A 24,889-nucleotide genomic window follows, 5' to 3' on the forward strand; every position below is an offset into this window, starting at 1 on the left:
TTACTTCCCCGTACCCGGCCTCCTCGAACTCCGACTCTTGTCCGTGGGGCGACGGCGGCCGGGGCGGGGCGGCACAGGGCCCCGCCCCCTCCCGACGGTCAGACGCCGGCCAGGCCCGCGAGCACCCCGAAGCCGACGGGCAGCAGGAAGGCGATGCGCCCGTACTCGGGCCGCCGCTTGTCCGCTCGCCGCAGGTAGGTCGCGAAGCCCGCGGTGACGATGCCGAACGTCACGGCGTACAGCAGGGTGTCGGTGGCCGACACTCCGCTCCAGCCGTCGGACAGCAGCGCGGTGAGCGTCATCGCGCCCCCGAACAGAGAGGCACCGGCCAGCGCGTCGTCGCCGGTGAACACCAGCGGTGCCGTGCTGCCGTGCCGCTCTTTGCGCCAGACCTGGAAGACCAGGACGGCGATCAGGACGATCTGCACGGCGACGGCCACCATGAAGGAAGCCTTGAAAGTGGTCTCCATGGGTCAGACGACGCTTCTCGATGTGGACATGTGTGTTCCCCCTCTTTTTGGTTCATCGCGACGCGATGGCCGACGCCGGTCGACACCGCCCTGGTCAGGGGCGGTCTGGCGTCGGGCTTGGGAGGGATACTGGTGCGGTGGCCCCCGGGACAACAATACTTTTGAGGATCTTCAGAGGGTCTCCAGAGGGCCTTGGAGAGGATCTTCAGATGGATTTGGGAGGGTCTTCGGGCGTTCGGGCTGAGCTCCGCGGCCAACTCCGCTGACGCTTCCCGTCATCCCCCGACGGCCCGCACTGTCCCTAGCGTCGTACGCATGCAGCCGACGGAGCGCCCCGAGACCCTGGCCGTCCTCACCGAGTGGGCGGCCGACCGACACGGCAAGCTGCCGGCCCTCCGGTTCAAGTCCGAAGGCGGGGCGTGGCAGGAGGTCTCGTACGACGAACTGCGCGCCCGAGTGCGTGAGTTCGGTGCGCGGCTACTGGCCGCCGGGGTGCGACCGGACGACCGCGTGGCGATCCTCGCCGAGACCCGCCCCGAGTGGACGTACGCCCACTTCGCCGTCTTCGCGGCGGGCGCGGTGGTCGTCCCCGTCTACCCGACGGCGGGTGACGACGAGGTCGAGTGGGTCGTCAAGGACTCCGACGCCTCGGTCGTGATCTGTGAGAACGCCGCGCAGGCCACGAAGATCGAGCGCCTGCGGCCAGGGCTGCCGGGCGTTCGGCATGTGCTGCTGATGAGGGAGGGGGAGAAGGGGACCGACAGGAACCGCGAACCCGACGCACCCGACGCACCCGGCGCGTCCGATGCGTCCGACGCCCTGCTGGAACGCGCGCGGGGCCGAGTCCCCGGCGACCTCGCCACCATCATCTACACCTCCGGCACCACCGGCCTGCCCAAGGGCTGCCTGCTCACCCACGGCAACCTCGGCGCCGTACTGTCCGCCACCCTCCCCCTGATCGAGGCGGGCCCCGGCGACTCGACGTATCTCTACCTCCCCCTCGCCCATCTCCTGGCCCAGCTCATCGAGTTCACGACCCTCATCGAGGGCGGCGAGCTCTGCTTCTTCGGCGGGAAGATCGAGAACGTCGTCGCCGAACTGGCGGAGGCGAAGCCCACGCATCTGCCGTCCGTACCGCGCCTGTTCGAGAAGGTGTACTCGGTGGTGCTGTCCCTCGCGGAGTCCCAGGACGGGGGCCGCGAGCGGTTCGAGGAGGCGATACGGATCGGGGTCCTCGCGGCGGACGGCGCCCTGCCGCCCGACCTCCGGGACGCGTATGAGGAAGCGGACAAGGCCCTCTACGGACTGGTCCGGCAGGCGCTCGGGGGCCGCGTGAGGTGGGCGCTGACCGGCGGCGCGCCCATCGCACCGCACGTCATCGACTTCCTGCGGGCCTGCGGAATCGCGGTCTACGAGGGGTACGGGATGACGGAGTCGGCCGGCGTGATCAGCCTGAACCACCCCGGCGCGGTCCGGTACGGCACGGTCGGCCGTCCCGTCGAGGGCTGCGAGGTCCGTATCGCCGACGACGGAGAGGTGCTGGCCCGGGGCGAGATGGTCTTCCCCGGCTACCACGGGAACCCCGCGGCCACGCGCGACACCGTCGACGACGAAGGCTGGCTGCACACCGGCGACCTGGGTGCCCTGGACGCCGACGGCTATCTCAGCATCACCGGCCGCAAGAAGGACCTGATCATCACGTCGGGCGGCAAGAACCTCACCCCGTCCCTCAGTGAACTGGCCCTGCAGCAATCGCGTTTCGTGTCACGCGCGGTGATGGTCGGCGACAAGCGCCCCTACCCGGTGGCCCTGATCACCCTGGACGGGGAGGAGATCGGCGGCTGGGTGAGCCGGGAGGGTGTGGAGCTGACCGGGCCGCCCTCCCGGGACCCCCGCGTCCGCGCCCTCGTCCAGGAGGTGGTGGACGCGGCGAACGCGACGGTCTCCCGCCCGGCCCGCATCCGCGATTTCGCCCTGCTTGACGAGGACTTCACGGTGGAGGCGGGCCTGCTCACCCCAAGCCTGAAGGTACGCAGGCACGCGGTGACGGAGCGGTACGCGGGGGTGGTCGAGGATCTCTACGGGAAGGGCGGAAAGGGCGAGGGGAGGCGGGAGCGGCCGGCCGATACCCATCCGGAGCCGGAGCCGATGGCTACGAAACCCCCGCCAGCCGCAGCAGCGCCGTAGTCGCCGCCGCGCCGATCACGACCACAGCGAAGGGAGCCTTCCGCCAGGCGAGCACCCCGCCCGCGAGGACGCCGATGGGCCGCGCCCACCCGGCGAAACCGTGTCCTTCGGTGAGTGCTCCGGTGGCGAGCAGCGCGACGAGCAGAACCGTCGCGCCGACGGCCAGCAACTCCTGCACCCGGGCGGGCAGTTCGACCCGCCCGTGCAGCAGGGGGCCCGCGAGGCGGAAGGCGTACGTTCCGGCGGCGAGGACGAGGACGCAGGCGAGGTAGGCGTTCATGAGGCGCTCCTCTCGGAGAGGCGGGAAGGACGTGCGGGACGCCCCGGTCCGCGCCGCGCCGCGAGGAGTCCAAGCAGGGCGAGGAGCACCGGCACCCCGGCGGGCAGCCAGGGAGCGGCGGCCACGGCGATCACCGCACCGGTGGCCGCGGCCCGCCGCGTCATGCTGTCGCCGCGCAGCGCGGGCAGCACCAGGGCGAGCAGCACCGCGGGGAACGCGGCGTCGAGTCCAAAGCGGTTGGTGTCACCCAGCGCGGACCCGGCGAGCGCGCCCCCGAGGACGCTGACGTTCCATACGGCGAACAGGCCGAGCCCGGATATCCAGAACGCCGCCTTGCGTCGCTTCTGGTCGGGCTGGGCCAGGACGAAGGCCGCGGTCTCGTCGGTGATCAGGTGCGCGCCGAGGAGGCGCGCGGCCCAGGACCGGCCCAGGCTGTCGGCGACGGCCAGACTGAAGGCCGCCGTGCGGGAGTTGAGCAGCAGGCCGGTCGCGGCGGCGGCCACCGGGCCGCCGCCCGCCGCGAGGATTCCGACGGCGCTGAACTGGGCGGAGCCCGCGTACACGAGCAGTGACATCAGGACGGGCACCCAGACCGGGAGGCCGCCCGCGACGGCGATCGCGCCGAAGGAGACGCCGACGACGGCGTCGGCCAGCCAGACGAGGGCGATGTCGCGCAGGACGCCGCGGGGGAGGTGGGAGAGGCGTACGAAACCGTCGTTCGTTCGGTGGGGTGGGCCGTCTGTTCGGTGTGGCGAACGCATACGTCGTAGGATGGGTGGAGCGGGTGCTGTTCGTCAAGGCGAACGTTTGGTCCGCTACAGCGAACGTCGAGGTGAGGGAGCGCTAAGGGCATGACTGACGCCGAGCGAGGCGGCGCCGACGGCGCCGACCGCACCGTCCGGTCCCGGCTGCCCCGCGAGTGGGTCGCGGCCGCGTTGCGCCGGGAGCGGGCCAGGGCGGGGCTCTCCCTCTCCGAGCTGGCCAAGCGGGCGGGCGTCGCGAAGTCGACGCTGTCCCAGCTGGAGGCGGCCACGGGCAACCCCGGCATCGAGACGCTGTGGGCCTTGGCGGTGGCGCTGGGCGTGCCCTTCAGCGTGCTGGTGGAGTCGCCCGCGCCGGAGGTGACGGTGATCCGGGCCGGGCAGGGGCCCACGATGCACGCCGAACGCGCCTCGTACGCGGGGACGCTGCTGTCGGCGGGGCCCGCAGGTGTGCGGCGCGACATCTACCACGGGGCGATGGAGCCGGGTTCCGCGCGGGAGTCCGACCCGCACATCCCCGGCTCGGTGGAGCACTTGGTGGTCAGCACGGGCCGCCTCCTGGCAGGCCCGAGCGGCGAAACGGTGGAATTGTCCGCCGGCGACTACATGTCGTACCGGGGAGACGTCCCCCACGTATACGAGGCACTGGAACCGGGAACGGCGTTCGTGCTGATCATGCAACACATCTAAGCCGCCAGGCACGGCAGTGACGAGACGTGAGACCCCCTGAAGGGGCGCGGGGAACGGCGCGCTCAGCCACGACGCCGCGACAGTTGAAGGACGGGCGGGTCTGCGCCCTGAAGGGGCGCGGGGAACGGCGCGACCGGCCACGACGGAGCGGCAGTTGAAGGACGGGTCTGCGCCCGTAGGGGGCGCGGGGAACTGCGCGACCAGCCCCCACCCACCCGCAGAGAAGAATCCCCCAAGCCCCCCAACTCCCAGAGCCCCCAACCCCCAAGGCCCCCCAAGCCCCAAAGACCCCCAAGGCCCAGGGGCCAGAAAAGGCAGGGGCCCCGCCCCCCGCTCACGCGGAAAGGCAGGGCCCCTTAGGTACTGCTATCCATGTCCGGATCAAGTCACCGGAACTGTCACACGCCCCACTCGCATGGGGCGCCCCACTACATGGGGGTGACGTTCTCCGCCTGCGGACCCTTCGGGCCCTGCGTGACGTCGAAGCTCACGGCCTGGTTCTCCTCAAGGGAGCGGAAGCCGTTTGCGTTGATCGCGGAGTAGTGGACGAAGACGTCGGGGCCTCCGCCTTCCTGGGCGATGAATCCAAAGCCCTTTTCGGCGTTGAACCACTTCACGGTTCCGGTAGCCATAAGCCCTCCTTGGGCCAAAGGGTTGCCCTGCTCCAGAACCTGCGATTGTTGAAACAACTGCATAAGTCTGAAAACGACGAGAGCCTGCGGGTTACATGCTCCGCAGGCTCTGTACTGCAAGGGAAACCAAACTGCAACTTGCGGCGAGCTTAGCACGCAGGCAGCCGAATGCAATAGGGGGCAAGATCACGTCACCCGGATGTTTGACGGACCCCCCAGAGGGGTTGACGGGCCAGGTCGAAAGCTCTTGACAAGAGCGGGATCGGGGCCCCGCTTTCTGCACCGTACCGCAAGGGGGCTAGCCTCCCCGATGTGGACAATTCTCCCGTTGACGCCATCGCCGGGGAGGGCTCAGATCAGCTCCCCGGTCACCGCCGCACCCCCCGGCCGCGTGTCGGTCACATTCAGTTCCTGAACTGCATGCCTCTGTACTGGGGGCTCGCGCGGACCGGCACGCTGCTCGACTTCGAGCTCACGAAGGACACCCCCGAGAAGCTCAGCGAGCAGTTGGTGCGGGGCGATCTCGATATCGCGCCCGTGACTCTCGTCGAGTTCCTCAAGAACGCCGACGACCTCGTCGCTTTCCCCGATCTCGCGGTCGGCTGCGACGGCCCGGTGATGTCCTGCGTGATCGTCTCGCAGGTACCGCTCGACCAGCTGGACGGCGCGAGGGTCGCGCTCGGCTCGACCTCGCGCACCTCCGTGCGCCTGGCACAGCTGCTGCTCGCCGAGCGCCACGGCGTGCGCCCCGACTACTACACGTGCCCGCCGGACCTCGGCGTGATGATGCAGGAGGCGGACGCCGCCGTACTCATCGGGGACGCCGCGCTGCGGGCCAACCTGATCGACGGGCCGCGGCTCGGTCTCGACGTATACGACCTGGGCCAGATGTGGAAGGACTGGACGGGGCTGCCGTTCGTCTTCGCGGTCTGGGCGGCGCGCAAGGACTACGCGGCGCGCGAGCCGGCCGTGGTGAGCGCGGTGCACAAGGCGTTCCTCGCCTCCCGCGACCTCTCGCTGGACGAGGTCGGCAAGGTCTCCGAGCAGGCCGCGCGCTGGGAGGCCTTCGACGCGGGGGTCCTGGAGAAGTACTTCACGACGCTCGACTTCCGGTTCGGCAGCGCGCAGTTGGAGGGCGTCGCGGAGTTCGCGCGCCGCGTGGGCGACACGACCGGGTTCCCCGCGGACGTGCGGGTGGAGCTGCTGGGGGCGCGGCCGTAGTAGGCGATACGCGGTGAGGTACGTCGGGACCACGCGTCGTGCCCGCGCACTACCCTGAGCTGCAGACAGTGCGCGCGGCTCGGTGGCCGCGGCCGTGCGGCGCGTCCGGGGGAGGCCTTCGTCATGCACCCGCTCGATCCCGGCGAACCGACCGCCATCGGGCCCTACCGACTGCTCGGCCGCCTCGGCTCGGGCGGCATGGGCCGGGTCTACCTGGGTCGCAGCGCGGGCGGCCGTACGGTCGCGGTGAAGGTCGTCCATCCGCACTTCGCGCTCGACGAGGAGTTCCGCGCCCGCTTCCGGCGCGAGGTGGAGGCGGCGCGGCGGGTGGGCGGCGACTGGACCGCGCCGGTCCTGGACGCCGATCCGGAGGGGCCGGTCCCGTGGGTCGCCACGGGGTACGCGGCGGGTCCCTCGCTCACGGAGGCCGTACGCGACCGGTCCCCGCTTCCCGCCCATTCCGTACGCGTACTGGTGGCGGGCCTGGCCGAGGCGCTCGCCCACGTGCACGGTCTGGGCCTTGTCCACCGTGACGTGAAGCCGTCGAACGTCATGCTCACGATGGACGGGCCCCGGCTCATCGACTTCGGCATCGCACGGGCGACGGACGGCACGGCCTCGCTCACGTCGACGGGAGTCTCCGTCGGTTCGCCCGGCTACATGGCGCCGGAGCAGATCCTCGGCAAGGGGGTGGCCGGGGCGGCGGACGTCTTCTCGCTGGGGGCGGTCCTGGTGTTCGCGGCGACGGGGGCGTCACCGTTCCCGGGTGACTCGTCCGCCTCGCTGCTCTACAAGGTCGTACACGAGGAACCGGAACTCGGGCCCCTGGAAGGGGAGCTGCGGGACATCGCCCGGCTGTGCCTGGTCAAGGATCCGGCAGCACGCCCCGCGCCCGAGGAGATCGCACGGCGACTCGCGCCCTCGGGTGTGGCCGGTCTGGTGGCGGCCGGCTGGCTGCCGGGCCCGCTGGTCGAGCGGGTCAGCAGGAGCGCGGTGCGGCTCCTCGACCTGGAGACGGAGGGGGCCGGGGTCGCGGAACAGCAGTCGGGCCCGGTGCCGTTCGGCCCGCCGAGCGCACACGCTCCCGCGCACGAGGCGCACGAGGCGCACGAGGCGCACGAGGCGCACAAGGCGCACAAGGCGCACAAGGCGCACGAGGCACATGAGGCGCATGAGGCGCAGGGGAGCAACAACACGTTCGGCCCCCCGGACCCGTCATACGCCCAGTTCCCCGCCCCCTCCACCCCTGCTCCCGCCACACCCACCCCTGCTCCCTCCACACCTACTCCCGCCCCTCCCGCATACGTCCCCACACAGACGTCAGCGCCCTCGGGGACGCCCGGCAGGATGACCGTCTCGGTCGCCGCGACGTCCACGCCGAGCGGCGCCGACGGGCGCGGCCGCAAGGTCAGTTGCACGCTGGTCCTCGGCGTGGCGGGCGCGCTCGCCGCGGTGACCGTCGGGTCGGTCTTCGTCTTCGGCCTGCTTCCGGGCAACGACAACGACAGGCCGAGCGACGCGGGACAGCGGCCCCCGGCCGCGACCGCGAGCGAGCAGCCCGGCGACGGCGCGGACCAGGGCCCCGACGAGGTCCCCGCCTCCTACCGCGGCACCTGGGAAGGCCCGGCGACCGCGGCGAACGGCGCCGTCCCGATGGGCACGTTCAGCCTGAAGGTCGAGCGCGGCAAGGTCGGCGAGCGCTTCGCCGTCATGACGCAGACCGACCAGTTGGGCGGTGTCTGCGCGGTGGACCTGACCCTGAAGTCGGTGTCGGACAAGGAGATCGTGGCCGAGGGGAAGGGCCAGGCGAAGGGCGCCGCCCAGTGCACGAAGAACACGCACACGGTGCGCCTGCGCCCGAAGGGCGACACCCTCCGCTACCTCTCCGAGAACGAGGAGTCCGGCAACCCGGAGGCCACCCTCACCCGCGTGCCCTGACGAGCCTCACCCGCGCGACCTGACGAGCCTCACTCCCGTGACCTGACGAGCGGCTGCCCACGCGGGCCGCCGCCCGTCGGCCCGGAGCCCGGCCTCCGTCACATCGGCGTGGTGACGGTGATCGGCTCCCCGCTGCCCGTGTGCAGGAGGCCCTTGCCCGGCGCGATGGGGCCGCCGACCATGCTCCGGGTGGTCCGGATGCCGATCAGTTCGCCGCTGGAGGAGTCCTGCGGGGAGAGCAGGATGCCCCGGCGGCCCTTCTTCGCCTCCACCTGCCAGCCGGAGAAGCCGCCGCACACCTCCTCCTCGTCGCCGCCGATGACGAGACCGAGGCCCCGCTCGGAGCCGCGCTGGACCAGGCGCTTGAACTCGCGTTCGGCGTCGCAGTCCTCCAGGACCTCGCCGTCGTCGATGATCCAGATGATCGGGTCCTCGGGGGACGCGGACTCCACGACCTCCTTGAAGTCGTCGCTCTCGATGTCGTCGTCGACGAAGACCTTCAGAACACCCTCCTGGCCATCCAGTTCCCGCAGCGGCGAAGGACGCGGGGCCGCGATGACCAGGCGTACGCCCTGTGTCATGTACGACCGCGCGATGTTCATCAGCGTCGTGCTGCGGCCCGACTTGGCCGGGCCCGCGACGACGAAGGTCGGCACGCCCTGCGCGAGGTCGGGGCCGAACCCCATGATGTCGTCGCCGCCGATGCCCGCGAGCGCCCACAGCTTGGAGCGCGAGGCGTCCGGGTCCCGCATCTCCCACGCGTCGGCGAAACCGATGCGGCTCGGCAGGCTGTCCACGCGGAACGGCTTGCGGGCGCGCGGCACGTCCGCGTCCCGAGCGGCCGCCGCCTCGCCGATCTCGGAGAGCGCCGCGGCCTGGCCCTGGCCCGTGGAGTCCTCGGCGAGGAGGGCGAACTGCGTCTCCGTGCCGTGCTCGTTCTTGAAGCCGCGGCCCGGCGGGATCTCCTCCGGCACCTTGCGCGCGTTCATGCCGAGCATCGTGAAGTCGGAGCGGTCGGCGAGCCGCAGGCCGTACTTGTCCTCGGTGAGCGAGGCCATGCGGCCGATGAGGACCTGGCGGTCACCGGTGATGACCAGGTGGATGCCGACGCTCGCGCCCTCGCGCATCATCGCCTGCAGTTCGTCGGTCAGCTCACCGTGGTCGTACTCGCCGAGGGTCGGCAGCCAGCCCTCCCAGCGGTCGAGGAGCACGACGATGTGCGCGAGCCGCTCCTCCTCGGGCACCGCGGCCCGCTGCTCGCCGATGTCGGCGAAGCCCTTGTCGGCGAGGAGGTCCTGGCGGCGGGTGACCTCACCCTTGAGGCGGGTGATGAGCCGCACCGCGCGCTCGGTCTGGTTACGGCTGACGACGGCGCCGCAGTGCGGGAGCCGGGTCAGCGCGTTGAGCGCGCCGTTGCCGCAGTCGATGCCGTAGAGGTGGACGTCGGCGGACGAGTGCGTACGGGCGATGGAGCCCGCGATCGTACGCAGGATCTGCGAGCGGCCACTGCGCGGGGCGCCGCCGATGAGCAGATGCCCGAACGTGTCGAAGTTGACCGCGACCGGGCGGCGTGCCTGGTCGGAGGGGATGTCCTCGAGGCCGAACGGCGCGGGTGCGAGCGCGCCCGGCTTGTCGCTCGCGAGGGGCCGCGGGATCTCGTCGAGCTGGAGCGTCTCGGAGAGCGCCGGCAGCCACGGGCTGTGCTGGGCGGGGATGCCCATCGTCGCGTTGGCGTCGCGCACGGCGTCCACGAGGACCTTGAGGTCGGTGATCTCCTCCTCCTCACGCGCCTGCGCCTTGGGCTTCACGAGCGCGGCACGGCCGAGGTCCTCCCAGCCGAGCGGGCCCGCCCACGGCGCGAGCAGCGCGGGGTCGGTGGCGCCGGGCCTCCGGCCACCGACGCGGCCCGACTGGAAGGGGACGAGCGAGGCGTGACCGAGGCGGACGTAGGCGCGGCCGGGCGTGCTCTTGGCGATGTGTCCTGCCGCCGGGTCGTCGATGACGTCGGCGGACTCGGCGCCGTCCGTCACGCGCAGGGCGATGCGGAGGTTGGTGTTGGCGCGGATCTCGGGCGACACGACACCGGAGGGCCGCTGCGTGGCGAGCAGCAGGTGGATGCCGAGGGAACGGCCACGCTGGGCGATGTTGACCAGACCCGTCACGAAGTCGGGCAGGTCACGGACCATGGAGGCGAACTCGTCGATGACGATGAGGAGCCGGGGCACGGGCGGGTGCGAGGGGTCGCGGCGCACCAGGTCCTGGTAGTCCTCGATGTCCTTGGCGTCGGCGGCGGCCAGGATGTGCTCGCGCCGCTTCAGCTCGGCGCCGAGCGACTCCAGGGCACGCTCCACGAGGTGCGCGTCGAGGTCGGTGACCATGCCCACCGTGTGCGGCAGCTTCACGCAGTCCTTGAACGCGGAGCCACCCTTGTAGTCCACGAGGACGAAGGTCATGTTCTCGGGGGTGTTGGCCACCGCGAGCGCCGCCACGATGGTCTGAAGGAGCTCCGACTTACCGGAACCGGTCGTACCGGCGATCAGGCCGTGCGGCCCGTCACGGCGCATGTCGATGCCGAAGGGCCCGTCGTACGACTCACCGATGACGGCCATCGTCGACTGGCCGCTCACCTGCCAGCGCGCGGTGATCTGGTCGGCCGTCGGCGGTTCGAGCTGGAGCACGTCGAGCAGCCGGCTCGACCCGGGCAGCGCCGAGTCCTCGGTCTCGCCGCTGATGTCGCGCAGCGGCGAGAGCGCCCGGGCGAGACGTCCGCACCAGGCGGGGGACACGAAGTCGGGGCGTACGGAACGGATGCGGGCGGCGTCGGTCCGCTCGACGCGCAGCCGCAGTTCGAGGGGCTTGTCGGAGCCCTGCTCGCTGTCGTCGGCGCTCTGGTGCCAGGCCTGGAAGGAGGGGAAGCCGCCGGGTGCTGCCGGGACGGGCTCCGGGGCCGACGCGTTGGGGCGGGCCGGCAGGCTCATCTCCTCCGGCCGCGGCTCGGCGACCACGACGGCCTGGCACTCGCCGGGCAGGAACCGCTCCTCGTCGTCGAGGCAGAGCGCGTACATCGACACGGCGGGGCCCTCGCGCAGCAGCTTCACCACACCGGGCATGGACCGCAGCCGCCGGGACCCGTCCCACACCACGACGATGTCGGGGTCTCCGAAGGAGGCCGCGCCGCCGCGGTTGTTCTCCTTGGCGGCCTTCTGGCGGGCGGCGAGTATCTGGGTCAGCTCGCCGATGCGGGAGCCGACGGTCTCGGCGTCCGTCCCGATCAGTACGTTGGCGTCCTGCGCCCCGGAGGGCCGCGAGTGCGGCAGCCAGCGCGTCCAGTCCCAGGTCTCGCGTGCGGAGTTCTCGGTCAGGACGTAGAACTGGACGTCCAGCGGGCTGTGCAGGACCGCGGCCTGCGCGACCGCCCAACGGCCGAGCGCCTGCGCGGAGTCACCGGGTCCTGCCATGCCGATCACGCCGAGGTCGCGCAGCGAGAGCGCGACGGGCGCGTCCTCGATCTTCCACGTGACCTCGCGCTTGTGGTCGTCCTGCTCGGGGTCGTCGAGGACGACCTCGGAGTCGATGCGCCCGGTGCCGACGCGGATCAGCAGATGGTCCCCGTCGGTACGCCGCCGCTCCCACAGCCGTGTGCGGGGGCCGGTGCTGAGGGAGAGGATGCCCGCCGGGCTGAGGATGGCCTGCCGCTTGTCGAGCCGCTCGGCGACGAGGGCTTCCTGGGCGTCCTTCTCGATCCGCTCCTTGTGTTCGTTGTACTCCTTGACCTGCTTGGCATGGGACTTGCGCCCGTGCTTCTTGTCCATGAAGTAGTTGCCGAACAGGATCAGCGGGCTGAGCAGCGCCATGATCAGGTAGTACCAGCGCCCGAAGATCATCACGGATACGACGGCACCGACGAGCGGCGTGAGCGCCATCAGCCAGGGCAGCGGGCGCGCCTCGAAATCACGTACCGGACTCGGCAGCCTGAATTTCGTCTGACGCTCGGGGGGACGGAGTCGGGGCGGCCGGTTGTAATCAAGTCCCGCGCCGTCCTCCGACCACTTCAGAGCGGCATTGGGCGGCGTATAGCGGTCGAGTTCGAAAAGGGTGTTGCCGACCGCGATCTGTGCGCCGAGCGGCCATTCCCCTTTCTTCCACGTATTCCCGCCCGAAGTATTCTCGTCGCTGCTGTCGGCGGTGTCGCGCTTCTTCTTCTTTCCCGGCTTGTTGCCCTTTTCGTTCTTCTCGGCCTCTTCTTCGAGTTCGTCGTACCTCTTGCCGTCGAGGGTCACGCCGTCTTTGTCACCATGTACGGCGACTTGGCAGGTGCCATCGGTTGCAACTGACAACGTCAGCGCGCGCGAGGGCAGTTCCGGGTCATCGACGCGGATGTACGAGGCGGGGCCGCTGCCGATGTCGTAGCGCCCGATCCCGAGCCGGTGCACCGCGCCGGCCGAAGGGCCGCCGGCGATGCGCAGTTCGACCAGGCCGGTGGGTTCGCCGGGCAGGCAGCCCGCCGGATCGTGCAGGCTGACGACGGCGCCCTCGCGCAGCGGAGACGTCCCGATGGTCGCGGCGGCGTCGATGGGATAGCCGTCCACGAAGACGATCGGCGCGCCGCCCTGGCCGGTGCCGGGCTGGAGTTGATGCCCGCCGATGGGGATGATCTGGGCGTCGCCGCCGCCGTACCCCACCTGTGCGGCCAGCTCCTTGGCGATGTCCCCCACGGAGGACTCAGGATCGGCGTCGAGCACGACGTCGGCGTTCGCGCCGCCGAGCGGATCGACGACGGTCAGAGTCAGGCGCACGATCGTCCTCCCCTTGAGCCCCTTTTGACCGCTTCCGGAACGCGGTCACAGCGGCTGGTCCACAGTGCCTGTGAGGCTGTCCACAGTGCCTGTGACGATAGCCGCTCCACCCTTCCCGCAGGCAACGGGCTGTGCACCAGCTCATAGCAGACCTGTGACTCAACCGGGGTGTGCTCACTTCTGCCCCACCCGTAAGCTGCTGCCCCAAGAGCGGAAGATCGCATGAACGGCCGGACGGCCTTCGCGCGGCCCGCACGGAGGAGCCAAGGGGGATGGCCCTGCGGCGAGTTGGATTGGATGTGAAGCCACATGGCCAAAGACGCCGATATCACCTATGAGGAGATGCGGACCGCGGCGGGCAAGCTGAACGACGCCAAGGACAAGATCGACGAGAAGCTCGACGCTCTTGAGCGTTTCGTCGAGAACCTGGTGAAGAACGGCTACACGACTCGCAAGGGTTCGCAGGCCTTCGAGGACTCCTTCAAGGAGTTCAAGAAGGGCGCCAAGGACACCATCGAGGGCCTCACGGGCATGGGCAAGTTCCTGACCAGCGCCGCGAAGGCGTACGAGGACCTGGACGACGACCTCGCCAAGGGCGTCAAGGGCAAGTGATCCTGCCCTGGGGCGGGTGATCCGGCCCCAGGACGAGAGATCCGGCCCTCGGGCAGGTGAGCAACCCGGTGCGATGGGCCGCCGCATTCCGTGGCGGCCCATCGCACCGGTCGTATGTCGGTAGTGCGATGCATGGGGGCGCTGTGGGTGGCGGTGGCGACCGGGCCAAGCTGGACCTTGATGTGATCAAGGGTATGGGCACCGGGCTCAACAATGTGAAGAAGGCCTTCGACGGCCTGGAGGATCTCGGCGGTCAGTACGAGGACGACTTCGGGAACGGCGATCTCGCCGACAAATTCGGTGATTTCGCCGACAACTGGAAGTTGAGCCGCAAAAGGCTGACGGACGAGGTCGACGCGCTCGCACAGATCGCCAAGGCCGCCGCCGAAGCGTACGAGGACATCGACCATCAGCTGGCCGAGGCGATCCGCGGTGCGGACGACCCCAAGTCGAAGAAGAAGGGCTGACCCATGGCCGGACGCCCACGCGATTGGCACCCGGTCGCGGACAACGACCCCATCCCCGGTGACGCCGACCGGGTAGCGAACCTGGGGAAGAAGCTCCGCAAGACCGCCGACGAGCTCGAGAAGCAGATCAGGAACATCAAGGCGGTCTCCGAGGTGGAGGCCTGGGACAGCAAGGCGGGCAAGGAGTTCCGCGAGAAGGCCCAGGGCAACGTAAAGAAGCTGGAAGCCGCCTTCAAGCGCTACGACACGGCGGCGGACGCCTTCGGCAGCGAGGTCACGGAGGTCGGCGGCAGGTTCGACGACAAGCTGCACGCCAAGCCGAAGAACTACGCGTCGGACCTGAACCGGGCCCAGGAGATGGCGGACCTGGCGCTCAAGGAGGCGCAGGACGCGGACGAGCGCAAGAGCGCGAGTCAGAAGAGCCTCGACGGCCTTTCCGACAAGGACAAGGACAAGGACAAGGACAAGGCCGACGGGAAGGACGACAAGAAGAAGCTGGAGGAGGCGCGGGACGCCGCGGGCGACGAGATCGAGGCCGCCAGGAAGAAGATCGACCAGGCCAGGAAGGTCCGTGACGACGCGGCGAAGCGGGCGCGTGACGCGATCGAGGACGTCATCGCCGACGACTCCCTGAAGGACGGCTTCTGGGAGACCCTCGTCGACGACATCAAGTCGGTGACGGAGCTGATCTCCACCGTCTGCGGAATCCTTTCTCTCGTGGTCGGCTGGATCCCCGTCATCGGGCAGGCGTTGGCCGGCGTGCTGGGCGCGATAGCCATGATCGCCACACTGATCACCACGATCTGCACCATCATCCAGGTCTTCCAGGGCAACGCCGACTGGATGGACGTGGGTCTTGCGGCGGTCGGCTTCCTGCTGATGGGCGTGGGCAAGGCCTTCTCGAAGGTGGCGGGGAAGTTCGCCAAGACGGCGCTCAGCAAGATGGGCCGGGCCGGAGCGGCGCGGACCACGAAGCAGGTCACCAGGGCGAACAAGAACCTGCGCAAGCTCTCCGGCAAGAAATTCAAGCTGCAGAAGGGCGAGGGCTGGAAATCCCTCAAGGAGCCCTTCACCGAGCCGTTCTCGAAGGCCGCCTGGAGCAAGAATCTCAAGACCCTCAAGCCGGGCGGAGGGAACTTCGCGGCCGCCAGGAACGAACTGGCGGAGCGGGGCGGCGGAAGTGCCTTCAAGGGCATCGGGAAGTCGTTCTCCATGGCCGACCCCGGTGTCGCGTCCGACCTGAAGGCCATCAAGTCGGGAGCGGCAGGACTCGGCAACTTCGACGTCAATGCCGTCAGCCAGATCTCGAAGACGGCGACGCGTCTGGGGGTCACCGGAGCGGGCATCACGCTGGCCGGACTCGGCCTTGACGGTAATCTCAACCCGCTCGTGGCCTGAGCCCACACCCGAGAACTCGTGGCCTGAGTCCCCACCGAAGAAGGAACGCAGTGAACACACCTGACGACGACATCCCGGCGCTGTCCGAGGATTTCGCGGTCCGCATCGACCTCCAGCCCGGCTGGGTCGACCTGACGCTGCGCGAGGTCTCGAAGGCGGAGGCGAAGGCGCTCGCCACGAAGACCGTCAACGAGCTCAACCCGCTCTCCCTGGAGATCGAGAAGAGCGCGGTCTTCGACGACATGGCGGAGCGGGCGCTCAACCTCAACGACGACGCTCCGGCGCTGGCGGCTGCGTACTACTCCGAGAGCGGCGAGGGCCTGATCAGCCTCGTGGTCGACTCGTACGGGGACGAGGGAGTGCCGCGTCCCACGGCGGACGAGGTGCTGCCCCTGCTCCTGGAGTGGGAGAACGGCGAGGTCGTGGGGGAGCCGGAGGTGACCCGCCTGGAGCTGGCGGCGGGCCCCGCGCTGCGGGTCCAGGCGACTCTGAAGATCAAGCGGATGCTCGGCCTGGGCCGCCGCATCACCGAGTTCGTGAAGTACGCGGTGTTTCCGCCCGGCATGCAGAGCCTCGTCGTGGTGACGGCGACGTGGGAGAACATCCAGGTGACGGAGGAGAACACGCAGCGGGTGGACGAGATCGTCCCGACGCTGAGGCTGGACCTGGTGGACGAGAACGGAAACGAGATCGGTAACGGGACCGGAAACGGCACCGGAAGCGAGACCGGAAACGGCACCGGAAACGAGACCGGCCCGAAGCCGGAATCCGGACACCCCTGAGTGAATTCGAGAGCCAGAACCCGATGAAGAACGCCAGCGAATTCACTTCGCCGCCCTCCGACTACAACGTCATCGTCCCCGACGGCTGGTTCCAGCTGCCGCTCGCGCCCGAGCAGCGCGACCAGGGCATCATGGCGCTCGCGGACCAGCAGTTCCGGGGCGTGGACAACGCCCCGCACATCAAGAAGCAGTTCATGCGGGAGATGCAGCGCAAAGCCAAGGGTGCCTACGGCATCGGCGGCACCGAGCTCTACATCTCCACCCTGGCGGTCGGTCAGCTCCCGCTGGCCTCCTCGCTCCTGATCAGCATCCCGGGCCCCGACGAGTGGCCGACGATCTCGGGCCCCGAGGAGCTGGCGGAGCACCTGGCGAGCAAGGACGGTTCCGACGAGCCGCAGGACGAGACGGCCGAGCTGGGTGTGGTGACCCTGGCGGCGGCGGGCCGCGCCGTGCGCCAGCGCCGCAGGGAACTGTCGGACGCGTCCGCCCAGTTGGGCAGCACCTTGCCGAACACGCTCGTCACGTACTACGTGCCGATCCCCGCCACCAAGAGCTGGCTGCTCCTGAACTTCTCCACCCCCGTTGACCCGCTCGCGGACCAGATGGTGGAGCTGTTCGACGTGGTGGCCGGCACGCTGCACTGGGACTGACGATGACGCCCACCGACGGCACCCGCCGCTCCCGGACCCGCGACGGCTTTGGCATCGCGGCCTTCGTCGTCGTGCTCGCCGCCCTGGTCGCCGGCTTCCTCTGGGCGAAGGGTGCCTGGCGCACGGTGATCCGCGAGGCACCGGATCTGATCGCGGAGTGGCCCGGCGGCGCGTGGGTCTTCGGAATCATGGCCGGGGTCCTGGCGGTGGCCGGGGCCTGCGGCGGCCTGTGGGCAGCCGACGCACTGCAGGGCGACGAGACCCCGAGGCGTATCGCGCGTCGAGTCGCCGCGAGCGTGTGCTGGGCACTGCCGGTGATCGTGACGGCGTACATCATCTCAGCACTGCCGGGCCGCAACTGCAGCTCCTCCAGCACCACTTGCCGCGAGATCGACGGCGCTTTCCCGGCTCTCCTCGCCTACGCCGTCACTGCCGCGGCCCTGGCCTGGGCAACCCACCGATTCCGCTCGACCCGCGAGGAACAACGCCGAGCCGCACACCAGACACGACTGCGAAAGCTGCGAAAGAAGGGCAGAGGAAAGAGCCGGAAGGCACGCTAACCTCCGCCCCCTGTTTCGGCCCGACCCGCACCTGACCCGCCCTCGTACTGACCCGAGGGCGGGTGTCGGGTCTACCGGTTGATGGACTGGATTTCCTCGACCTCGATGTTCTGGACCGCCTCGATCGTGCCGTTGGGCATGCCCACCGCATTCGCCTGGCCCGTCCCTGTCCAGCTGATCTCCCACGTGAGGGAGGCCTTGAGCGGGTACGTGTCGCCGCCGGAGGAGCGGCGGTACGTGATGCCGCAGGGCGGGGTTTCCTTGGACTTGCCCTTGGCGTAGGGCTCGCCGATCTTGCCGTCGACGATGGGGCATTCGCCGTTCGCGGGGATCGTGGTGGCGTCCTTGGTGCCGGGGTCGAGCGTGAGGGACTTGGGGGTGGCGGTCGTGGTCGCCTGAAGGTTGAAGCCGGGGACGTTGATCTCCGCCGTCGCCTTGACGTCGTCGAAGACGGCCTTGTCGAGCCAGGCCCACGTGGGCAGATTCACCTTGGTGACAGCCTCGGGCGCGAGGGTGACCTTGGTGCCCGGCAGCTCCATGTGCTGGTAGGCGAGCGCCGCGAGCATCTCCGGGGTGATGGCCTCCTCGTGCTGGGGCGGCGGCGGCTCACCGTTGTCGACCCAGAAGGGAATGTCGGAGCACGACATCCGCGCGAGGGCGTCCGGCTCATTGGGGTTCTCGACGCCCGCCCAGAACATCCCCTCGCCGTCCTTCTCGACGTTGTAGTCCTTGTAGCCGGGGGTGTCCGTCCAGCCGTAGTTGTCCTCGTAGTGGCGCTGGAGCTGCCCCAGGGCGGTGCCCCCCGAACCCAGTCCGGGGGTGTCCAGCTGATCCTTGATGTCCGCGGACATCTTCTTCTTGAAGTCCTTGGCACCGAGGTACGGGGCGTACCAGCAGGGCGGCGGGTCCCAGTTGACGTCGGCAGAGGTGACGTTTCCGCTGCTGCCGTCCTTGGTGACGGCGCCGGAGTACTTGACCGTGGCGGCGGCGTAGATGCCGGTGCTGTCGCTGCCGCCCTGCGCTTCCTTTTCACCGCCCTTGCCGTTGCCGAAGTCCTCGTCGGCGTGGGCGACCCCGCTCGCCAGGAGACCGCTGATGGCGACGGACAGAGTCAGGCAGGTGATCGCGGCTCGGTTCAGGCGCACTGGCCCGCCTTTTCCGTCACGTATACGACCGAAGCGCGCCACAAGTCATCATCCCCCGGAAACTTGGACATAATAATCTTGAAGAAGTCGTACGAAGCTGCTCCGGGCGCCCCCTTGCGCACCTTCTTCGACTTCACTTCCTTCGAGTAGAACTTGCTGGAGTCCACGCAGAAGGAGACCTCGACCGCATTGCCGTTCGGTGACTTCCGCACCTTCTCCTGGAAGTGGCGCCGAGTGCCCGTGGAGGTCAGCCCTGCGTCGATGCGGCCCTGGATCTGGGTGCGGGCGTAACTGAGCCCCTTGTCCATCGCGTAGGCGGAGACGGCCGGGTCGTTGGCCTTCTGCTCCGCGACTCCCCGATAGATCGACTGCACGAAGTGCCGGGCATCATCCAGTGCCGCGGCCTCGTCCTTGTCGTTCGGCTTCTTCCAGTCGAAGACAAGGTTGATGTCCTTCGGCAGCGTCAGATCCACCCCGTCCGGCTTCTCCTCCGCCGGAGAGGCCGACGGCTCCGACGACTTCTTCGGCTTCCCCTGGTCGGCGCCGGCGATCTTGTCGTTGTCCTTGGAGCCGTCGTCTCCGCTGCCACAAGCGGTCAAGAGCAGGGCTGCGGTCGCGGCGAGCGCGGTGGCGACAGGCATGGTGCGGCGATTCACGGTCGGCTCCCGGTGGGGCGAGGGGGTCTCCAAAGCGCCGACGTTATCGGTGGGGTTGCTGGTTCCACCAGAGTCGATAGCGGGGCAAGACATCCCATTTCGGTGAACTGTCATCGTGTCGTGACGCGCGCGAAGCCACTGTGCGGGGCCCCCGGCCGCTCCCGCGGCGACGTCAACCGAGCTTCTCTTCCTGCGACTTGACCACTGCCGGGAAGAGCTTCGCGTCGCCGGAGCGGGACTGCATGAACGCGTTGCCGTCCACCGCGTAGTAGAGGGCGATGGTGTCGCCGTGGCGGGTGGCCTGGGTGCGCATGGTGTGCGTGTCGCCCTTGTACGTGGATGTGGTCCTGAAGGCCAGGGAGTCGTCGGCGCCGGGGGTAGGTGCGATTCCGGTGGTCTCGGGGGTGATGGACTCGTACTTGCTGGAGGCCTTGTCCCCCTTCGCCGTGAAGCCGCCCTTGCACGCGCCGACCGCCTTGGTCATGTCGGCCATGGCCTCCTGCGCCTTCCCGGGCGCGTAGGTGGCGAGTGTGACGTAGGTGAAGGCGCCGTCGAACTCCTTCTTCTCGGCGACGCGGACGAAGCTGTCCTGGGCGTCGCCGACGGGGAACTGGTTCATCGCGTACCCGAGCGAGGCGCAGGCGGTCTTGTCGAGCTTGATGGTGTCCCTCGACTTCGCGAAGACGAAGTTGTCGGAGGGCTCCACCACGGCGTGGGCAGGCACTTCGTTCTTGGTGAGAGCGAGTTGCGCGGCCGTCTTGGTGGGCTTCTTCTCCGCGGAAGGCGCGGAGGAGCCCGCCGCCCTGTCGGAGCCCTTGCCCTTGTCCTTGCCTCCCTCTCCCTTGTCCTCTTCGCCGCTTCCGCAGGCCGTCAGCGTCAGCGTCAGTGTCGCCGTCAGAAGGAGCGTGGCTGCTGCGGTGAGGGAAACGGAGTTGGGCAGCGTGCGGCCGTTCACTGGGGCTCCCGGTGGGGGTGAGGGGCGTGTGGGGATGGAGTGGATGACGTTAGCTGTGGGGTTCTTCCCTCCACCAGGGGAGGAATCGGCGTGATTCACCGGATTCCCGCGGACTGTCATCGTGTCGTGACGCCAACACCCAAGGCGCTCTAGGCGCCCTAGGCACCCAAGGCGCTCCCTTCGTGCAGCCCCACGCGATCAGCGGTCCCGAGTGCCGGGCCCGGGAAGGTGCGGCGCGGGAGCCGAGCGGCTCCTCCTAGGGTGGCCCGCATGTATATCTCACCTCGCGCAACGGAAGGCGGCCGCGGCCACCGGCTCGCTCTCGGCACGATGCTGTTCCTCATCATGCTCATGCTGGGCGTGGGAATGACGGCCACGGCACTCAACAGCGAGGTCGGAGTGCTCATGCGGGTCGGCATGGGGGTAGGGGCGGTCTCGACGTACACGGTCGCCTGGTGGTGCGCCCGCTACTGGTACGCCGCCTTCTGCCAGGGCCGCCGCGCGGAACCGGTGCCGGAGCCCAACCCCTGGCCGTGGGCGCTGCCTTACGTGGTTCTGTTCGTGTCGTTCGTCGTCACCGGCGTGCGCCAGCTGTCCGGGGGCAATGACGGCGGCTGGTTCGCGCTCGGGTTCGCGGCGATGTTGTGCCTGCCGGTGATCATCGCCGTGGCGACGGGACCACGGATCCTGGCCCGCGCACCGCGGCGAGGTACGCCGCCTGCCCCGGCCGAGCCGCCGCGTCCCCGACGGGACTGGGGCCCGATCGGCTGACCCGGCAGCGGCTCACCCTCCCGCTCACCCTCACCCTCCCGCTCCCGCTTACCCTCGATCTCACCCACCACCTCACCCACCACCTCACTCCCGCCCGTGGCCCCGCCCTCGGGGAAACTCCCCTCGCCCCACCCGTGCCGCGAGCCCATCGCGTTCCGTGTCCCGGAGCAGGGATCCGTACCCCGTGGCTGCCCACAGGCTCTGCTCGGGCGGTACCTCGAAGTACGGGAGCGCGCGGCCCTCGTGGGTGTCGGTGAGCACCTCTGGGGCTCGGCGCGATCGGACTGCCGTCGCGCATTCGTCGCATGCCGCCACGTTCAGCTGATCGCGGCGGCCCAGCGGACGCCAGCGGAGGCGGAGGGCCGCCCGGCCGTGCAGGGGATGGAAGAAGCAGAGGGGGAGCGGCGAGGGGGCCGTCCCGTCCGCCGGGGCCAACGCGTCCCGGCCCTCCGCGACCAGCGCGAGGACGCCCGCCAGATCAGGCAGCCCGCGCGCCGAGTCCAGGACTTTGCCGGCGGCCGCGTAGGCATCAAGTGCACGCTGCAGGGCGGGCGTTGATGCGGGGTCGGCCTCCGCTGCCGTCTCACCCAGGGCAGTGACCTCCGCCTCCGTCTGACGGCGCAACGCCTCCTCGTCCGCCGCTCGCGCCGCCGCGAACACCGCCTTGGGGAAGGCGAAGGGCGAGCCGGTGGCGCTCGGATACCGGTTCCGCCTGCCGCGCCCCCGGCGGCGTACGCCCACGAAGAAGAGCCCGCCGACGGCAAGCGCTGCCGCGAGAGCGATGGCGGTCGGCAGCAGCCAGGAAGAGCTGCCCTCCTCCTCGTTCCCGGCCTCCGGGTGGCTGCCGCTGCCGCTCCCGCCGCTGGTGGCCTTCCCCAGGTCGGCCGTCGCCTCCTCGTACGCCTTCGTGCCATCGCCCCGCGCGATCAGCTCGATCGCCTTCTCCGTCTGCTCGGCGAGCCCCGCGTCCTTCATCTCGTCCAGGAAGCCGACGGTGCTCACCGCGTCGGCTGCCTGCTGCTTCTCCTCCGGCCACTCGAAGCCGTGCAGATCGCCGGTCCACCTGTCGCCGCCCGTGACGAGGATGAGCTCGCGCTGCGCGAGGCGGTCGCGCACGACCTCGGCGAAGGCATCGGACTCACCGTCGTACGCATCGCCCTGGACCAGCGGCACCAAGGCCACCTTGATCGGCAGACCGGTCTTCTCGATCTGCCGGACGAGCTGCTTCTGGCGGGCGGGTGGAACGGAGTCGGCGTACGCGGCATCGACGTACACCGGTGACTTGCGCAGGGCGTCGGCGACTTTCTGGCCGGGGCTGGGGGCGGCAGGTGACTGGGATTGGAACGATGGTCGGGCCTGGGCCTGGGCTTCCGCGGGTGCGGGTGCGGCGGCCAGCAGGCAGCCCAGGGTGACGGCCGCCACTGCGCTGAGACGCTTCAGGTCACTGAACACCGGCGTACTCCCGTACCTGGCGGATGAGTTGAGGGACTCCGTTGACTATGGCGGGCAACGGTCCCGTCGCCTCCTCGTACGGCACACGCCCCGCGCGGCCCTCCCCCGGCAACGTCAGCCGGAGCGTGTAGGCGAGGCGTGGCTGCACGCCGACCAGGACGCGGCATTCCGCGCAGACCGGGATGGTGCGCAGCCGCTGTTCGTCCGCCGAATACTGCGCGTCGCGCCACCCCGAAGCAGGCCCGTGCAGTGGATTGAGCGCACAGCAGGGCTTGTCCGCACCGACGAGTGCGCTCCGGCCGACCCGCGCGAGGACGATCGCGGCGGCGAGGTCGGCGGGCGTGGTGTCGCGGTCGACGTGGCCGTCGGGGTCGCGGTCGGCGAGGAGCGTCGCGGTGTCGAGGCAGTCCCAGACGCGGGTCCGGACGGCGGACCTGAGCCCGGCGTCCGCGTCGAACTCGCGCGCCAGCGCGTCCAGTTCGTCGCGAGCCGCCTGGCGCAAGTAGCCGAGGGAGGGATCGGGCGGTGCGGTGAAGGTGAGGACTCCCTCGGGAGAGACGGTGCTGACCGGCGTCCGCCTGAGCCCCGGAACCGCAAGGCGCAACAGGCCGAGCACGGCGGCGACGACCCCGAAGAGCAGCGTCGCGGCGAACGCGCCGACGAGGAGACCCGGCCAGAAGTCGCCGGAGAAGAGAGGCGGGAGCGTGTCCTCCTCGATGGGCTCAGGGGCGTCGTCCATGCCGAGGGAGGAGGTCTCCGGGTGGGTGGTACGCGGCGCCTTGTCCAGGAATGTCATCAGGTCGTCGAGCCGCTTGCCGAGCCGGTAGTCGGTGGAGCGGTCGTCGTCATCGCCGTAACGGATGGAGTCGGGGATGTCGAAGGCGATGAGATTCGCGTCGATGCGTACGTCGTAGGTGACGACGTCGATGGACCCGCTCAGAGGATCCGCGACGACGTACACGCCGTGGTCGCCCTTCGCCCCCATCTTCTGCCGCACGGCCTCCACGAAGATCTCGGACTCACCCCCGGACTCGTCCTCGCTGAGCTGCGGCGCGAGGACGACATGAACGGGTCCGCGGTCGAACTCCCCGATCCGATCCCGGAGTTGGGCCTGCTGATCGGAGTCGAGCGGCTGCGGACTCTCGGGATCGCTGTAGATGGGCCCGTCCTGCTTCAGCCCGGCGGCGACCCGCTCGACGCGGCTCGACAGGTCCGAGGCGGTGGGCGGCGGCGAGGAGCCGGCCGTGTCCTGGTGGAAGGCGAGGAACGCGGAGAGGGCGATGGCCACGGCGACGAGGAGGGCTACGCAGGCTTCGACGCGGAAGGGGGTGAAGTGCGGTCGGGGAGCACTGGATTGATCACTGCCGCTGCCAGCAGGCGAGTGCTGCTGCTGCCGCCGACGCGATCGGCGTACGTAGCGCCGTATATACGGACTGAGGGCGAGGATCAGCAGCGGTACGCCGGTGAGGGCGATCCCGGTGACGAAGGACTGGTTGTCGCGGTCGACGGGGTCGATGTGCATCTCGTCGACTTCTTCACCGGTGTCGCCGCCGTACTTCGTGCGGGCGGCCTCCGCGCGCTCGGCGGCCTTCTTGCTGCCGAGCGCGATGACGTCGGTGAACCGCTCGAAGCTGAGCAAGGGCCCGGCGTCGTACGGGAGTTCATAGAGCGCCACGGTGGACGCGTCATCGGCGGGCGCGCGCACCCCGAAGGCGGCGGCGTCGGCGACGCCCATGTCGTCGACGAGGACGTACAACCCGTCCCGCCCGAGCCGATCATGCACGGCCGCGAGCAGCCGGTCGCCGCTGCCGCTCTGGCTGGGCAGTACGAGGACATAGGTGGGCACCTTGGTCCGCTGGGCCAGCTTCTTGAACTGCGGGGCGGTGGAGCGGGGTAGGTCGCGGGGCAGCTGGTCGGTGACGTGGACGGGATCGGAGCGCAGGAGGTCGGCGAGGGCGGCGGCTTGGGTGGGGGCGGTGCCGTCCTCCACGGCGGATGCCGCGTCGTCGGGTGCCGCGTCGCCGGGTGCCGCGGAGGCGGGGCCGGCGCCGGGGGCGAACAGGAGGACGGAACAAAGGGTGGCAAGCGACGCGAGGAGGCGCCGTCCGCGACGGCTGACGCGCGGTATACCGGCGGCGCCCTCTGCCCCCTCGTAACCCTTGCTCCCCGCCCCGCTCACGCGTCGTCCCACCCCGTAGCTCATTGGGCGCACTTTACTGTCGCGACGGAGGTGTTTCCACGGGGCTTCTGGTACGGGAAGGGGCTATGGAGCTAGCTCGGTGCGGTTCCTCGGTGCGCAATGTGCGGCGGCGAAGGTCACGACCGTCATCCGCCGGGTGGTGGTCAATGACTCGAACCCGACGACGTCGGGGACGCCGTCGAGGCATCACACGAACCCATCACGCCGACGAATGCTCAGCCTGCACCACGATTCGTCGCTCTCCTCGGTGTGGTGCGCCGTCTTCG

General features: G+C 69.8%; 21 protein-coding genes. 11 read left to right on the forward strand and 10 right to left on the reverse strand.

From position 1 onward, the window contains the following. Window positions 1-98 precede the first annotated feature (98 nt). Window positions 99-470: a hypothetical protein gene (locus ACWGIH_RS16760; RefSeq protein ID WP_453445812.1), complete on the reverse strand. Its 372-nt coding sequence runs from the start codon at window positions 468-470 to the stop codon at window positions 99-101. 315 nt (window positions 471-785) lie between these two features. Here ACWGIH_RS16760 and ACWGIH_RS16765 point away from each other — a divergent pair, with 315 nt between their 5' ends. After that, window positions 786-2,657: an AMP-dependent synthetase/ligase gene (locus tag ACWGIH_RS16765; protein ID WP_453445811.1), complete on the forward strand. Its 1,872-nt coding sequence runs from the start codon at window positions 786-788 to the stop codon at window positions 2,655-2,657. On the opposite strand, the gene ACWGIH_RS16770 is transcribed toward ACWGIH_RS16765, so the two are convergent. Together ACWGIH_RS16770 and ACWGIH_RS16775 are read right to left on the reverse strand one after the other, a co-directional pair. After that, entirely contained in the window at window positions 2,623-2,937 is a 315-nt protein-coding gene (locus ACWGIH_RS16770; protein ID WP_453445810.1) for an AzlD domain-containing protein, read from the reverse strand. The genes ACWGIH_RS16765 and ACWGIH_RS16770 overlap by 35 nt on opposite strands. After that, window positions 2,934-3,698, reverse strand: a complete 765-nt coding sequence (locus tag ACWGIH_RS16775; protein ID WP_453510280.1) for an AzlC family ABC transporter permease — start codon at window positions 3,696-3,698, stop codon at window positions 2,934-2,936. Before ACWGIH_RS16775 ends, ACWGIH_RS16770 begins: the two co-directional genes overlap by 4 nt. Before the next feature lie 90 nt (window positions 3,699-3,788). Between ACWGIH_RS16775 and ACWGIH_RS16780 the strand changes: the two genes are divergently transcribed. Continuing rightward, window positions 3,789-4,388 carry a helix-turn-helix domain-containing protein gene (locus ACWGIH_RS16780; protein ID WP_453445808.1) on the forward strand — a complete coding sequence of 200 codons (600 nt, stop codon included), beginning with the start codon at window positions 3,789-3,791 and terminating at the stop codon, window positions 4,386-4,388. A gap of 428 nt (window positions 4,389-4,816) precedes the next feature. Here ACWGIH_RS16780 and ACWGIH_RS16785 read toward each other — a convergent pair whose 3' ends face one another. Then, entirely contained in the window at window positions 4,817-5,020 is a 204-nt protein-coding gene (locus ACWGIH_RS16785; protein ID WP_006138897.1) for a cold-shock protein, read from the reverse strand. 336 nt (window positions 5,021-5,356) lie between these two features. On the opposite strand from ACWGIH_RS16785, the gene ACWGIH_RS16790 reads away from it, so the two are divergent. Together ACWGIH_RS16790 and ACWGIH_RS16795 are read left to right on the forward strand one after the other, a co-directional pair. Further along, window positions 5,357-6,241: a menaquinone biosynthetic enzyme MqnA/MqnD family protein gene (locus ACWGIH_RS16790; RefSeq protein ID WP_453445930.1), complete on the forward strand. Its 885-nt coding sequence runs from the start codon at window positions 5,357-5,359 to the stop codon at window positions 6,239-6,241. Between the two features lie 123 nt (window positions 6,242-6,364). Then, complete coding sequence (locus ACWGIH_RS16795; RefSeq protein WP_453445807.1) at window positions 6,365-8,179, forward strand: serine/threonine-protein kinase; 1,815 nt, start codon at window positions 6,365-6,367, stop codon at window positions 8,177-8,179. A gap of 98 nt (window positions 8,180-8,277) precedes the next feature. Here the strand turns inward: ACWGIH_RS16795 and ACWGIH_RS16800 are convergent, their stop codons facing one another. Beyond that, window positions 8,278-12,975: an FtsK/SpoIIIE domain-containing protein gene (locus ACWGIH_RS16800; protein ID WP_453445806.1), complete on the reverse strand. Its 4,698-nt coding sequence runs from the start codon at window positions 12,973-12,975 to the stop codon at window positions 8,278-8,280. Between the two features lie 309 nt (window positions 12,976-13,284). On the opposite strand from ACWGIH_RS16800, the gene ACWGIH_RS16805 reads away from it, so the two are divergent. The 6 genes from ACWGIH_RS16805 (at window position 13,285) to ACWGIH_RS16830 (ending at window position 17,444) form a co-directional block, all read left to right on the forward strand. After that, window positions 13,285-13,587 carry a WXG100 family type VII secretion target gene (locus tag ACWGIH_RS16805; protein WP_365823753.1) on the forward strand — a complete coding sequence of 101 codons (303 nt, stop codon included), beginning with the start codon at window positions 13,285-13,287 and terminating at the stop codon, window positions 13,585-13,587. Window positions 13,588-13,781: 194 nt separating this feature from the next. Further along, window positions 13,782-14,054, forward strand: a complete 273-nt coding sequence (locus ACWGIH_RS16810) for a hypothetical protein (protein WP_237330736.1) — start codon at window positions 13,782-13,784, stop codon at window positions 14,052-14,054. A 3-nt stretch (window positions 14,055-14,057) separates the two neighbouring features. After that, window positions 14,058-15,452 (forward strand): hypothetical protein, encoded by a 1,395-nt coding sequence (locus ACWGIH_RS16815; protein ID WP_453445803.1) that lies wholly within the window; start codon window positions 14,058-14,060, stop codon window positions 15,450-15,452. Window positions 15,453-15,502: 50 nt separating this feature from the next. Next, window positions 15,503-16,234 (forward strand): hypothetical protein, encoded by a 732-nt coding sequence (locus tag ACWGIH_RS16820; RefSeq protein ID WP_453445802.1) that lies wholly within the window; start codon window positions 15,503-15,505, stop codon window positions 16,232-16,234. 23 nt (window positions 16,235-16,257) lie between these two features. After that, a complete protein-coding gene (locus ACWGIH_RS16825) occupies window positions 16,258-16,884 on the forward strand; it encodes a hypothetical protein (RefSeq protein ID WP_453445801.1) in 627 nt (208 codons plus the stop codon). Window positions 16,885-16,886: 2 nt separating this feature from the next. Continuing rightward, the gene (locus ACWGIH_RS16830) at window positions 16,887-17,444 is read left to right on the forward strand and encodes a hypothetical protein (RefSeq protein WP_453445800.1); all 558 of its coding nucleotides are present in this window, start codon (window positions 16,887-16,889) and stop codon (window positions 17,442-17,444) included. A 71-nt stretch (window positions 17,445-17,515) separates the two neighbouring features. Here the strand turns inward: ACWGIH_RS16830 and ACWGIH_RS16835 are convergent, their stop codons facing one another. The 3 genes from ACWGIH_RS16835 to ACWGIH_RS16845 form a co-directional block, all read right to left on the reverse strand. Further along, on the reverse strand, window positions 17,516-18,583 hold the full coding sequence (locus tag ACWGIH_RS16835; protein ID WP_453445928.1) for a hypothetical protein: 1,068 nt from the start codon (window positions 18,581-18,583) through the stop codon (window positions 17,516-17,518). Further along, window positions 18,580-19,245: a hypothetical protein gene (locus tag ACWGIH_RS16840; RefSeq protein WP_453445799.1), complete on the reverse strand. Its 666-nt coding sequence runs from the start codon at window positions 19,243-19,245 to the stop codon at window positions 18,580-18,582. Before ACWGIH_RS16840 ends, ACWGIH_RS16835 begins: the two co-directional genes overlap by 4 nt. A gap of 172 nt (window positions 19,246-19,417) precedes the next feature. Further along, window positions 19,418-20,200: a hypothetical protein gene (locus ACWGIH_RS16845; protein ID WP_453445798.1), complete on the reverse strand. Its 783-nt coding sequence runs from the start codon at window positions 20,198-20,200 to the stop codon at window positions 19,418-19,420. A gap of 270 nt (window positions 20,201-20,470) precedes the next feature. On the opposite strand from ACWGIH_RS16845, the gene ACWGIH_RS16850 reads away from it, so the two are divergent. Next, complete coding sequence (locus ACWGIH_RS16850) at window positions 20,471-20,971, forward strand: hypothetical protein (protein ID WP_453445797.1); 501 nt, start codon at window positions 20,471-20,473, stop codon at window positions 20,969-20,971. Window positions 20,972-21,055: 84 nt separating this feature from the next. Here the strand turns inward: ACWGIH_RS16850 and ACWGIH_RS16855 are convergent, their stop codons facing one another. Together ACWGIH_RS16855 and ACWGIH_RS16860 are read right to left on the reverse strand one after the other, a co-directional pair. Continuing rightward, window positions 21,056-22,423 carry a hypothetical protein gene (locus tag ACWGIH_RS16855; protein ID WP_453445796.1) on the reverse strand — a complete coding sequence of 456 codons (1,368 nt, stop codon included), beginning with the start codon at window positions 22,421-22,423 and terminating at the stop codon, window positions 21,056-21,058. Next, window positions 22,413-24,626, reverse strand: coding sequence for a hypothetical protein (locus tag ACWGIH_RS16860; protein WP_453445794.1), 2,214 nt, complete (start codon window positions 24,624-24,626; stop codon window positions 22,413-22,415). The genes ACWGIH_RS16855 and ACWGIH_RS16860 overlap by 11 nt, the downstream gene beginning before the upstream one ends. Window positions 24,627-24,889 lie beyond the last annotated feature (263 nt).

The organism is Streptomyces sp. NPDC054872 (assembly GCF_053610705.1).